The organism is Flavobacterium sp. I-STPP5a (assembly GCF_009764685.1).
Taxonomy (GTDB): domain Bacteria; phylum Bacteroidota; class Bacteroidia; order Flavobacteriales; family Flavobacteriaceae; genus Flavobacterium.
In genome coordinates this window covers 12,691-24,899 of the sequence record NZ_VHLM01000001.1, presented here as the reverse complement: position 1 = coordinate 24,899, position 12,209 = coordinate 12,691, and the positions used below count along the sequence as shown (strand labels likewise).

General features: G+C 31.8%; 11 protein-coding genes. 1 reads left to right on the top strand and 10 read right to left on the bottom strand.

Annotation, left to right across the window (positions count from 1 at the left end; translation table 11 throughout):
* The first annotated feature begins 65 nt into the window (after window positions 1-65).
* The gene (locus tag FJV36_RS00130) at window positions 66-818 is read left to right on the top strand and encodes a glycerophosphodiester phosphodiesterase family protein (protein ID WP_233264508.1); all 753 of its coding nucleotides are present in this window, start codon (window positions 66-68) and stop codon (window positions 816-818) included.
* Between the two features lie 76 nt (window positions 819-894).
* Here the strand turns inward: FJV36_RS00130 and FJV36_RS00125 are convergent, their stop codons facing one another.
* From FJV36_RS00125 to FJV36_RS00080, 10 genes are all read right to left on the bottom strand, one after another.
* Window positions 895-1,443 carry an RNA polymerase sigma factor gene (locus FJV36_RS00125; RefSeq protein ID WP_158727675.1) on the bottom strand — a complete coding sequence of 183 codons (549 nt, stop codon included), beginning with the start codon at window positions 1,441-1,443 and terminating at the stop codon, window positions 895-897.
* The gene (locus FJV36_RS00120; protein ID WP_158727676.1) at window positions 1,434-2,540 is read right to left on the bottom strand and encodes a glycosyltransferase; all 1,107 of its coding nucleotides are present in this window, start codon (window positions 2,538-2,540) and stop codon (window positions 1,434-1,436) included. The genes FJV36_RS00125 and FJV36_RS00120 overlap by 10 nt, the downstream gene beginning before the upstream one ends.
* Before the next feature lie 109 nt (window positions 2,541-2,649).
* A complete protein-coding gene (locus FJV36_RS00115) occupies window positions 2,650-3,264 on the bottom strand; it encodes an FMN-binding negative transcriptional regulator (protein WP_158727677.1) in 615 nt (204 codons plus the stop codon).
* 46 nt (window positions 3,265-3,310) lie between these two features.
* A complete protein-coding gene (gene murB, locus FJV36_RS00110; RefSeq protein WP_158727678.1) occupies window positions 3,311-4,324 on the bottom strand; it encodes a UDP-N-acetylmuramate dehydrogenase in 1,014 nt (337 codons plus the stop codon).
* Between the two features lie 47 nt (window positions 4,325-4,371).
* Window positions 4,372-6,219 carry an asparagine synthase (glutamine-hydrolyzing) gene (gene asnB / locus FJV36_RS00105; protein ID WP_158727679.1) on the bottom strand — a complete coding sequence of 616 codons (1,848 nt, stop codon included), beginning with the start codon at window positions 6,217-6,219 and terminating at the stop codon, window positions 4,372-4,374.
* 6 nt (window positions 6,220-6,225) lie between these two features.
* Window positions 6,226-7,287, bottom strand: a complete 1,062-nt coding sequence (locus FJV36_RS00100; protein ID WP_158727680.1) for a glycosyltransferase family 4 protein — start codon at window positions 7,285-7,287, stop codon at window positions 6,226-6,228.
* A gap of 1 nt (window position 7,288) precedes the next feature.
* Window positions 7,289-7,960, bottom strand: a complete 672-nt coding sequence (locus FJV36_RS00095; protein ID WP_158727681.1) for a DUF2461 domain-containing protein — start codon at window positions 7,958-7,960, stop codon at window positions 7,289-7,291.
* 5 nt (window positions 7,961-7,965) lie between these two features.
* The gene (locus FJV36_RS00090; protein ID WP_158727682.1) at window positions 7,966-8,667 is read right to left on the bottom strand and encodes a thioredoxin domain-containing protein; all 702 of its coding nucleotides are present in this window, start codon (window positions 8,665-8,667) and stop codon (window positions 7,966-7,968) included.
* Window positions 8,668-8,821: 154 nt separating this feature from the next.
* Complete coding sequence (locus tag FJV36_RS00085) at window positions 8,822-10,942, bottom strand: hybrid sensor histidine kinase/response regulator (protein ID WP_158727683.1); 2,121 nt, start codon at window positions 10,940-10,942, stop codon at window positions 8,822-8,824.
* Between the two features lie 27 nt (window positions 10,943-10,969).
* Window positions 10,970-12,049: a DNA replication/repair protein RecF gene (locus FJV36_RS00080; RefSeq protein ID WP_158727684.1), complete on the bottom strand. Its 1,080-nt coding sequence runs from the start codon at window positions 12,047-12,049 to the stop codon at window positions 10,970-10,972.
* Between the last annotated feature and the right edge of the window lie 160 nt (window positions 12,050-12,209).

Here is a 12,209-nt window from a genome sequence, read left to right as displayed (position 1 = left end):
AACACGGGGCAGAAAAACATAGAAGGTAGGCGTTGCCGATATTCAGCAAAAAATAAAAAATGTTTATGAAATTAAAATGGGTTATTATGGGAGTAGCTACAACGCTATTTTTTTTTAGTTGTAGTTCAAATAAATTTATTGTTTGTGGCCACAGAGGCGCAATGGGTCATGAAACGGAAAATACAATTGCCGCTATAAACAAAGGAATTGATCTTAAGGCAGATATGCTTGAGATAGATGTGTTTAAAATAAAAACAGGTGAAATTGTTGTCTTTCATGATGATGATTTAGATCGATTGACAAATGCGAAAGGAAAGATAGAGAGTTACACCTTTGATGAATTAAGAAAAGTACTTGTTGCAGGAAAACATCAAATTCCAACTCTTGATGAAGTAATTACTACGATAAACAAACGAGCAGTTTTAAATATTGAGCTCAAAGGAGATAATACGGCGGCAGATACCTACGCCATTATGGAAAACTTTAAAAAGCGTGGCTGGAGCAATAAAGATTTTTTTGTATCAAGTTTTAAAGTAAATGAATTAAGAAAAATGAGAACTTTGAGTAAGGATGTTTCTATAGGATTACTGACTTACAAAGATTCTATTGAAACTGTTATTCAGTTAGGAAAAGAATTAAATGCGCAAGCAATAAACCCGTACTTTAAAACCTTGACGACGGCTAATGTTGCTATAATGAAATCTAATAATTTCAAAATTCTTCCCTGGACAGCAAACGAGCCTGCTGATATCAAAGTACTACAGGATTTAAAAGTGAGTGGAATCATTACTGATTTTCCCGAAAGGATTGTACGTTAAACTGAAATTTATAAATGTAAAAGAAAGTCTGTTTTTTCAGGCTTTTTTTTGTGCCCATTCAAAACAGATAAAGGAATTATTTTTTCTGAATTATTTCGGCTAGCAACTTCTTGGCACGTAATAGTTTAATTTTTACATTACTAAGTGGTTCGTTCATTTTTAAAGCTATTTCTTGATAGCTCATTTCTTGAAAATAACGCAACTGAATCACCTCTTGGTAATGAGGTTTTAATTCTTTAATGCATTGTAATAATCTAGATAAGTTTTGTTCAGTGATCAACACATCCTCAGCAGAAGGAGTAGTATCAGCAATATTGTATGCTTGATGATTTTCGTCTTCTGTAATTTCAACAAAAAGACTTAGTCTTTTCTTTCGTAATAAATCAATATGGACATTTTTTGCAATAGCTATTAGCCAAGTATTGAATTGGAATTCAGGATTGTAAGTTGCTAATTTGTCAAATGCTTTAGAAAACGTTTCGATGGTAATGTCCTCGGCTGTAGTTTCATTTTCGGTTCTTTTTAGCATGAAACCATACACCTCATTCCAGTAGTGATTCAATAGAAAAGTAAAGGCCACTTGATCACCTTGTTTTGCTTTTTCTATTTGATTGTTTATTTCCACTGTGCTGGTTTTGAGAATAGATTAATGATAAATATATTGATTTGGATTAAGATTAAGACAATTTCAACAACTGGAAACCAAAATTTTAAATCATGTTCCTCAAGTTTCCTTGCAGATGAACCTATCATAATCCATGCCACGAGATAGCGCAAGGCTATTAAGCAGGTTACAATAATCCATTCAAATTGAAACGCAAGTAAAATTGCAGGTAATACTAAAAATAATAATTGAGAAGCATAAAAAACACCCAGTTGAAATTGATCAAAAAAGGTATAGTGGTTAGCAGTCGCAACATGTCTTCTTTTTTGTTTAATCCAGTCTTTAAATGAAGTTTTTGGTTTAGAAAGTGTAAAACTATCCAACTCGAATGCTATTGTGGTGTTTTTTGCTGTTGCGGCTTGATTGACAAATAAATCATCGTCTCCTGAGCGGATGCGCATGTGTTCAATAAATCCATTAACTTTAAAAAACTCATCTTTTTTATAAGCTAAATTTCGGCCAACTCCCATGTATGGTTTGCCAAACTTTGCCCATGAAAAATACTGCACGGCCGTTAAAAGAGTTTCGTATCGAATTATTTTATTAAGAAATGAGTTTGTTATTCGTTCGTATTTACCATAACCCAAAACAATCGTTTTTTGCATAGTAAATTGTGCTGTCATGGTAGCAATCCAGTTTTTTGAGGTAGGATAACAATCCGCATCTGTAAATAATAAATAATCTTTTGTTGCAGCTTTGATTCCTAACGTTAAAGCATATTTTTTATTTCCCCAAAAAGCTTCGTTGTTTTCTACTTTTACTAGTCGAATGTTTGAATATTGCTTTTCAAATTCTTCAAAAATATCTAGTGTTTTATCACTTGATGCATCATCAATTAGAACTATTTCAAAGTCAGGATATTCTTGTGCAGCTAATAATGGTATAAATTGTGCTACGTTTTCTTCTTCATTTTTAGCACAAACTATTACAGATACTGGAATTTTTTTTGGAGTACTTTTTTGATCTTTGGCAAAAGCGAATAGCCTAAAAACACCTAAATAATAGAGTATTTGAACGGCAATAATAAAAATAAAAAAGTAAAAAATTAATATAAGCATTTGCGTTTAATGAGTATTAATACCTGTTACAAGGAGTCTGGAAATATGGTAGCAAAGGTATGAATAGAATTGCGAAATGTTAAATACATTCGGTAAATTTCCAAATAAATTAAATAGGACATTTTTTCATTTCAGTTGCAGTTGCAATGGCTTGTGGGGTATTTACTTGCTCTAATGCCTCAATTATATTTTGATAATTTTTTTGGTCTCTATTTTGAGACATTTTCTTAGTCGCATTAATTTCTGTAATTTCAATTTCAAAAGCTACAATTCCCTTTGCTTGTCGCATTGTTTTTACTGATAAATCTTCAATTCGGATTGGATTTTCTGAACCTTTCTCATATTTATCTACTAACCTTTTTAAGGATTCTATGGCAGCTTCATCATCAATTATTTTAATTTTCCCATGTATTTGAACTGCAATATAATTCCAAGTTGGCACATTTTCATGATCGTACCATGAAGAAGATATGTAACTGTGAGGTCCTGAAAATACTGCTAAAACTTCGTCATTTTCTAAGAATCCTTTCCATTGTGGATTTTCTTTTGAAAGATGACCGCATAAAATTTCTTTTCTTTCACTGTTAGTTTCAAGCTCTAATGGAATATGAGTAGCACACAGTTTACTATTAGACTGATTGATGAGTATACCAAAACTGTTTTCGTATAGAAATTTTTTTATTTCTGCTGCATCGTCGTTTCTGTAAATATCAGGAATGTACATGGTTAGTTTTTCTTTTAAAGTGGTACAATTTTAAGAAATATATTTATTAGATAATATTTACTTCGGCCTCTATCGAGATTCCAAAAAGGTTAAACACGGTATCTTGAATTTCATGTGCTACATTTAATATCTCTTTTCCGGTAGCATTGCCATAATTTACAAGAACTAAAGCTTGGTTTTTATGCACACCCGCATCACCAAAACGTTTGCCTTTAAAACCGGCTTGCTCAATCAGCCAACCCGCGGGAACTTTAACCTCAGTATCTGAAATTTCATAGAATTTCATTTCTGGAAAGCGCTCATGTATTTTTTCAAAATCAGATTTTAAAACTATTGGATTTTTAAAGAAACTACCGCTGTTGCCCAGTTCTTTAGGATCGGGTAATTTACTTTTTCTGATAGTAATAACAGCATTACTGACGTCTACAAGAGTAGGGTTTGTGATGTTTTTTTTGTTTAATTCACCTGAAATATCTCCGTATGAGATATTTATTTTGTGGTTTTTCTTGGTGAGTTTAAAAACTACGGATGTAATTACGAATTGATTTTTTATTTCATTTTTAAAAATACTTTCACGGTAACCAAATTTACATTCCTCATTAGTGAACGTTTTAATTTCTTGGTTTTCAATGTTCATTGCTTCGCAATAAGCAAAAGTATCTTTTATTTCGGCACCATAAGCCCCAATATTCTGAACTGGAGTTGTACCCACATTTCCCGGAATAAGGGACATGTTTTCTAATCCTCCAAAATCTTGATTGATGGTCCATAGTACAAATTCATGCCAGTTTTCACCTGCTTGACTTTCAACCCACACAAAGTCATCATTTTCTTTAATGATTTTTTGGCCTTTTAAATCCACATGAATTACCAGAGCGTCAATGTCTTGTGTTAGTAGCATGTTGCTGCCTCCACCTAAAATAAATAATTCAGTATTTTGATTCTGGTTTAATACTATTGCTAATTCTGCTACGGTATGTACAGCTATAAATTTTTTTGCGAAAGCATCAATGCCAAAAGTGTTGTGTTTTTTTAGTGAAAATTGAGGAAGTATGTTCATGATGGTATGCTTTTTTCAAGTATTGTAACGAATGTCAAAAGTAAGTATTAAAATTTAGATGTGTAGGTTCTCATCCAGATATGCATCATAAAAAGCGGCATAACATATGGTGTCATTCTCATATCTCCTTTTTGTAAATTAGTAATCAATTTTTGAATATTGATGTTATTGAAATAGGGCATTTGAAAGAGATCGCTTTTAGCAAAAAGGTGTAATTCTTCTTTAAAAGCATCACTGCTTGCCATGTATTTACCCCAGGGTGCACTTAAACCTACTTTTTTAAAATTTAGAATTTCTTGTGGTAACTTTTTCTCCATTGATTTTTTTAAAATGAATTTCCATTTTTTTCCTGAAAACAACCATTTATCCTCTAATGAACCTAATCCAATGATGAGTCTTGGATCTAAAAAAGGTTCTCTACATTCTATTGATTCTCCCATTGTACAGCGGTCATTTCGATCCAATAGAGAGCACAAATAAGTATGCTGGTCAAAATAGAGTGCCTGTCTTCGGAGATTATTAGGGTAAATTGATTTTGCTTCCTCAAATATTTTCATTCGGTATTCATTTATTGGAGGATTTTTTATGCCGAAATTTTTTGCAATGTCATTTGGATATATATTTGATCCATTAAAAATAACTAAATCGGAATTTGTATTAATTTGAGAATACCGTCCCAGTTTTTCCAGCCTTGGTTTGTTATTAAAAAGCTCAAAATTGCTAATCATTGATATTGCATTTAATAAAGATGGATATTTTAAAGTTTTATAGCGTACGTAACCTCCCATTAATTCATCTGCTCCTTCACCAGATAAAAGTACTTTCACCTTTGGTTTAGCCATTTTAGACAGCGCTAAAATATGAGGTTCACTCAAATGTACAATGGGCTCATCTTGGTAGTATGTAGCTTTAATAAGGTTTTCATATAGATTTTCATCTTTTAATTGCATCGTGTGAAATTCATAATCAAACTTTGAGGCTAATCTTTTGGCTAGATGAGACTCGTTATGCTCTGCTTCTTCAAAACCCATATTAAAGGTTTGTATTTTTTGATATTTTTGATCGTGTAAAGAAGCTAAAATTGATGATGAGTCTAAACCTCCACTTAATAATACACCTACGGGTACATCACTCACCATTCTTAAATTTATAGAATCGTTAAATGTTTCTTGAAACCATTCTATAGGTTTTTTAATTTGGTCTTGATTTTGAATTTCGGTCTTCAAGTCCCACCATTTTACAATTTCTTTCTTACCGTTTTGATGTATAGTTAAAGAGTGACCTGGTAAAACTTTGTTCACATTCTGATATAAGGTATTTTCACCAGCTACAAAACGATTGAATATATATTCCTCTAGTCCGTCCGAAGCTATTTTATGTGGTACACCAGCAGTAAACAATGCTTTTTGTTCTGATGCAAAATATAATGATTCATTATGAAACGAATAGTATAGCGGTTTGACGCCCATCCTGTCTCGTGCAAGTATCAATTTTTTTTCTAGTTTATCCCAAATGGCAAAGGCAAATATTCCATTGAGTTTATTCAGCATTTTCAAGCCATGCAACTGATATAGTTTCATTAACACCTCTGTGTCAGATGTGTTTTTGATAATAAGCCCATTGTTTTTTAATTCGCTATAAAAGGATTTGTAATTATAAATTTCGCCGTTATAAACCATTATGTATCTTCCGTCTTCGGAGATGTAGGGTTGGTGTCCTGCGATTGTTAAATCTATAATAGATAATCTTCTATGTCCTAATCCGATATTTTTATCAATAAAAACTCCTTTGTCATCAGGTCCTCTATGTTCTAGTGAGTCTCTCATTCTAAGTAAGAGACGTTCATCTACCTTTTTTTGATTTTGTAAATGAAAGATTCCATTAATTCCACACATAATGAGTTATTTCTTGGCGTTTATTAGAGTATGGTATTGATTGGCAATTTCCTTCATGTTTAGTTTGTAATTTGCTTTTTGAGAGCAATAATTGTAATTAATTTCGGTAGCATTTTCAATATTATTAGTGTTTTTTATTGTCCATAAAATCTCTTGTGCAAGTTTGTTGTAATTGCCCACGGGTACAAGCTGCCCATTTTCTTTATGTTTAATATAGCTTTTATTTCCAGGAATATCACTTACAATAGGATAACAGCGCGTGGCCATTGCTTCAAAAAGTGATGCCGAAACTCCTTCAGTTACTGGCATGCTGATGTATAGATTTGCTTTATCAAGATATTTAGGTAATTCAGTGTTTAAAATTCTTCCCGTAAAATGAACTTTTTGAGAAATATTTAAATCTTGCGCTAATTTTTTTAAATTTAAAAGTTCTTTGCCATCACCTACAATTGTCAACTCAAAATCTATTTCTTTTTTATGTAAGATCCCAAACGCTTTCAAAATGACATCATGACCATACTCAGGACATAAGGAACGGGTGACAAGAGCATTTATTTTGCCTGAAAATGTTTTGTAGGGACTATTGAATTTTTCAAAATCAATACCCTTTGGTAAAACCAAAACTTTACTCATGTTAACATTTGCTTTTTGCATGGAATATGACATTACAGGACCCCAAGCATGAATTAATGTAGCATGTGTAAAAGCATATTGCTGCATTCTTTTTTTTATAGGATATAGTATGGAATTTCTTGGCCATAAATCAGTATATCCTTGTTGCGCAATTGCTACAGGTTTTACGCCGCATAAAACTGCAAGAAAGCCATAACTTGTGGTTCTTTCTGCAATAACCATATCTGGCTTTTCAACCCTAATAATTTTTTTAATCTGCTGTAATGCTGTGGTGTATTCTAACAGTCGTAAAATTCTATTTTTTAAATTATTACTTGGTTTTTGTAACTCCCAGGTTATGATTTTAAAACTGCCAAATTCCTCCAACCCTTTAATCCAAGTGATGGCATCTGCACGGTAGGTTTCTCCTAAAAAAAGGATCTTTCGCTTTTTCATTTTATTCCGACGTTAAGGCACGATTGATAAAATCATTCAGCGGTTTTAAAAGAATCAATTTTTGACAAATTGTTGCTGTAAAATCTTCTTTTGAGGCATCATCATAATTAATTTTATGTGACGATTCAAAGCTTTTAAGTTTTAATAAATCTATTGCTGGATGGTCTTTATCGTAACCGCGTGGGGGATTTTTTAAAAGATCTTTTTCGTTTCTATCAAGATCACCAAATTCTTTTTTGAATTCTTTCTCGGCCAGTATATCTTCTAAATCTTCATGAAAAAATGCAATTTCTTTTCGTATTTTTTTTACATCTTCAGCTTCTGGACAATACAATCCTCCAGCTATAAAACTGCTTCCTTTTTCAAGATGAATGTAATAACCAGATCTATTGTGACCTTTGGCACCAGATGAAATCCAGATGCCTAAATGGGATTTATATGGTGTTTTATCTTTTGAAAACCGAATGTCTCTATTAATTCTAAACGTACAGTTCTTAACTTCAAGTAGTTCTAGACTTGGATCTAAAGGTTTTAGAGTGTCTAGCAAGTCACTAACAAATCTTTTATAATCTGTTTTAAAAGCTTCGTATCTTTTTTTTTGGTCTAAAAACCAATCTCTATTGTTATTGGTTTTTAAATCAACCAGAAATTGAAGTGATTCTTTTGTGAGCATATACGTTATTGTATTTGTTTTTTTAGGTCAACTTCTGTTATGTAGCCAGATTGTTGCCATTTTACTTTTGCGCCTTCGTATAATAGTAAGGTAGGGAGTTCACTAATTTTTAGTTCGCTCATGAGTGTTTTATTTTTATCAGCATCAAGCCTTATGATGGTAACGTCGTTAGCAAGTTCTGTTTGCATTGTTTTTATATAAGGAGCCATTTTTTTACAAGGGGCACACCACTCCGCATAGAAATTTATTAGTACTTTTTTATCACTAGTGGTAATTTTAGTGTATTCTTCCCTTGTCATACCAATCACTTTAGCACTAGTTTTTGCTAGTCCTGCAGCCTCCCATTTTAAGATGCCACCTTTCATTTCATAAACGGTTGTAAATCCTAATTGATTGAGTTTTTCATGTGCACTTTGACTACGTCCTCCGGCTTTGCAGTAAATAAAAACAGGTTTTTTAGGGTCTAACTTGCCTACTTCTTTTTCAAAACTGTTACCAAGCCAGTCAATGTTGATGGCATTATCTAAATGATAGGACGAAAATTCTTGAGGTGTACGTACATCTATAATTTGAGCGTTTGGTGTTTGGGCTATTTTGTCACTAAATATTTGAGCTTCTACGGTTTTTGTTTTAATTGCTTCTTGTCCGTTGCAAGAAGTGGTTAGTGTGGTAAAAACCGCAATTACTAGGGATTTAAATAGATTCATTTTATTTGGGAATTTTAGGTTCTTCAAAAATACTTAATTTCTATTGTTTAATGTGCTTCCTTCAAGATATTTTATGGTTTACAATGGAACAGAATTAAAAATAAATATTATATAATTCCATGATTTTAAAATCATCTATTTCTAAATCATGTCTTTATTTGTTTAAAAGTGCATGAATTTTAAAAAATAGTTCTTCTTTGTTTATTGGTTTTATCAAAATGTCATCTACTTGTAATTCTTTTAAGTTTGCCGTATTCATATAGGAGTCGCCAGTGATTACCAGTATTGGTGCCTCGGCATTTCTATTTGGCATTTTTTTGATTTCCTCTACAAAGTCAAATCCAGAGTATTCGCTTATTTGTAAATCGGTAAGAATCAAGTCGGCTGTGTTCGTTTTTAAATATGCTTTTGCTGACTCTACGTCTTGAAAAGTGGTTGCTTTAAAATGTAATTTGTCGATTAATTTTTTCAAAAGTGCTAATGTAATTGTATCATCATCAATTACAACGATTTCAGTAGTTTTATCTTTAAATTGATTTACTAGCTTTGTTTCGCTAGTTTCTTGCTCCTCATTTGAGGGTGCTAGCATCAGGAAGTACGAAATTTCGGTCCCAACGTTCAGTTCGCTTTTTACAGATATTTCTCCTTTAAAAAGTGAAATGATATTTTTGCATAATGTGAGTCCAAGACCTGCCCCGAAACTTATTTGCTCTTGATGGGCTTTACTTTGGTAGAACTTATCAAAAATTTTATCTACTTCCTCTGCAGGAATTCCGGCACCCGTATCGGTTATTTTTACATCAAATCTATAATTCTCACCTGTTTTTTGTACGGATGTGACTACTGTGATTGATCCTTTTTTGGTAAACTTTATTGCATTACCTATAATGTTGTAAAACAATTGGTGAATCTTGACATTATCTGCCCAAACACTTTTGTCTAGTTCTCTAGGTATAGTATATATGATTTCAAGTTGTTTTAATTCGGCCAAAGCTTTTAAAGATTCTAAAATAGCACTGATCTCTGTTTTTAAGTTCATCTTTGTATTGTACAGGAGTAATGTGTTGTTTTCATTTTTAAAAAAATCTAAAATTTGACTTACTGTAATTTGTAAGGAGTTAGCAGTAAAATATAGGGAGTCAATAGATGAACTTAATGTTGTGTCTGTGTTTGAATTTTTTAGTTTTCTAGAAAAGTTTGAAATAATGTTCAATGGCGCTCTCATTTCATGGCTGATCATTCCAATTAATTGATTCTTTTTGTCTAGACTAATTTCTGCATTTTGTTTTTGCTTAATTAGATTCTTTTCCAGTATGTACGAGTAGAGGGTGTATAGCAGCAATAAAATAGTAATTATGCTTATGGCAATTAACATATTAAAAATTAATTGTTTCTTTTCTACAAGATTAGAATTATAATCCTTTATGTTTTGCAAGTATTCCATTTTATTCAACTCTTGAGCTGAACTAGAATAAATCAAGACTATTTCTTGACTTTTTGCTAATATGTTTTTATTTATTTTAATGAGTTCGTTGTCTTTTTCTTTAAGTGCAAAATGAACTTTTTGCAGTTTAGACACTTCGTTTTTATAATAATTCTCAGTAACTTGAAAAATATTTTTCAATTGTTCTTCAAAGGAACCTGCTTTCTCTTGGTTGTTAAAAACCATTTTTATAACAGATTTCACTTCTTCTTTGTCAACATCATTTTTACCAGCAATAGCATTTCCAAGTCTGCCAAAAAAACTTTTCTTTTTTGTTACAACGGCTGTTTTTGTGGTGTCATAGCTTATAGAACTCAGAACTTTTTCGTAGTTGTATGATTTTAATTTGAAGTTTAAATCGTTTACAGATGTTTTTTTAAGATTAGAATTAATGATGGCATCAAACTCCTTGCGCAGTTCGCCCATGTCGCGTTCTAATCCTAATTTTGATTTGATTATCGTGTTAAAAGCAACATTTTCCTGAGTCAAACTGCTTAGTTTTTCAAGATCAGTAATCATTTTTTTTATGGATTCTTGGTATTTTATATACCGTTGCGTTGAATTGCTATTTAAATATTCATTGAAAGCATTATTAGCTTCAAAATAACTTTTTATAGCTTCATTTGATAAGGTCAAAGCTTCATTGGGTTTTGCTAAAGCATCTATGGAGTTGTAAATATTATTTTGAATTTTTGTTTCAGAATACCAAAAATTAAATGCTACAATTTGCAAAGCAATGATAGAAACAAAAAGAAAGAGATGGATTATTTTCCTGTTTTTAAAATGAATCATTTGGTTTGATTTTGGTTTATAATACGTTTATAGATTAAAAATTTTATAGGACTGATGTGTGGATTTCACAATAGCCTCGGTACGATCTGAATGCGTGTCTGTTATGAATAATTGTCCAAAAGTAGCACTATTTACCATTTCGATAATTTTACTAACTCTGCTTTCATCAAGCTTGTCAAAAATATCATCAAAAAGTAAAATGGGTGTCACGCCACTTTGTTTTTTTAAAAATTCAAACTGAGCTAGTTTTAAGGCAATCAAAAATGACTTTTGCTGTCCTTGTGATCCAAATTTTTTAATGGGATGCTCGTCAATTTGAAAAACTAAATCGTCTTTATGGATGCCCACACTAGTATATTGTAGTGCTCGGTCTTTTGTAACACTTCCTTCCAGCAGAGATAAAAAACCTTTTTGGGAGAGGTGGCTTTCATAAAGGAATTGTACTGTTTCTTGAGATCCAGTGATAGCTTTGTGATGGGCAATAAATATAGGTAGAAATTGAGCTACAAAATCTTTTCGTTTTTCAAAAATTGAATTCCCTAATCCGGTCAATTGTTCATTATAAATAGAAAGGGTATCTGCATCGTAGACATGATTGAGAGCAAAATATTTAAGCAAAGCATTGCGTTGGCTTATGACCTTATTATAATGTATCAATTCTTGTAAGTAGTGCGGATCCAGTTGAGATATGACACTATCCATGAACTTTCTTCTAGTTTCACTGCCTTCAACAATTAAATCTCTATCCGCTGGCGAAATGATTACAAGTGGTATAAAACCAATGTGGTCTGAAAATTTATCGTAATTTTTTCCGTTGCGTTTGAGTATTTTTTTTTGTCCTTTTTTTAGGCTACAAACTATTTGCTCCGTTCTTTCATTTTTTTCAAATTCAGCATCAATGACAAAAAAATCCTCACCGTGTTTGATATTTTGAACCGCTAGTGGGTTAAAATAACTTTTGCCATAAGACAAATGATAAATAGCATCCAGAACATTTGTTTTGCCAATGCCGTTTTTACCTACAAAACAATTTATTTTTTGGTCAAAATCAAAGCTAGCCTCTGAAAAATTTTTATAATTGAAGAGCGAAATTTTTTTTAAATACATGAGAAAGTCTTGCTACAAAAGCGATCAAGGTTTTTGGAAAGGAGTTTTTTTTTAGGGTGCAAATTATTGAAAAATATCCATATAACTCGCTTTTGTACTTTTTCAATTTTTAAGTATTTTAGATATTTAGAAACGCCTTTGTGTAACTTTATTTTTTTTT

What these genes read in the sequence shown, in the direction of transcription:
- FJV36_RS00130 (WP_233264508.1), top strand. Translation starts at nt 66, where the DNA reads ATGAAATTAAAATGGGTTATTATGGGAGTAGCTACAACGCTATTTTTT.
- FJV36_RS00120 (WP_158727676.1), bottom strand. Translation starts at nt 2,540, where the DNA reads ATGCTTATATTAATTTTTTACTTTTTTATTTTTATTATTGCCGTTCAA.
- FJV36_RS00115 (WP_158727677.1), bottom strand. Translation starts at nt 3,264, where the DNA reads ATGTACATTCCTGATATTTACAGAAACGACGATGCAGCAGAAATAAAA.
- murB (WP_158727678.1), bottom strand. Translation starts at nt 4,324, where the DNA reads ATGAACATACTTCCTCAATTTTCACTAAAAAAACACAACACTTTTGGC.
- asnB (WP_158727679.1), bottom strand. Translation starts at nt 6,219, where the DNA reads ATGTGTGGAATTAATGGAATCTTTCATTTACAAAATCAAAAAAAGGTA.
- FJV36_RS00100 (WP_158727680.1), bottom strand. Translation starts at nt 7,287, where the DNA reads ATGAAAAAGCGAAAGATCCTTTTTTTAGGAGAAACCTACCGTGCAGAT.
- FJV36_RS00095 (WP_158727681.1), bottom strand. Translation starts at nt 7,960, where the DNA reads ATGCTCACAAAAGAATCACTTCAATTTCTGGTTGATTTAAAAACCAAT.
- FJV36_RS00090 (WP_158727682.1), bottom strand. Translation starts at nt 8,667, where the DNA reads ATGAATCTATTTAAATCCCTAGTAATTGCGGTTTTTACCACACTAACC.
- FJV36_RS00085 (WP_158727683.1), bottom strand. Translation starts at nt 10,942, where the DNA reads ATGATTCATTTTAAAAACAGGAAAATAATCCATCTCTTTCTTTTTGTT.
- FJV36_RS00080 (WP_158727684.1), bottom strand. Translation starts at nt 12,049, where the DNA reads ATGTATTTAAAAAAAATTTCGCTCTTCAATTATAAAAATTTTTCAGAG.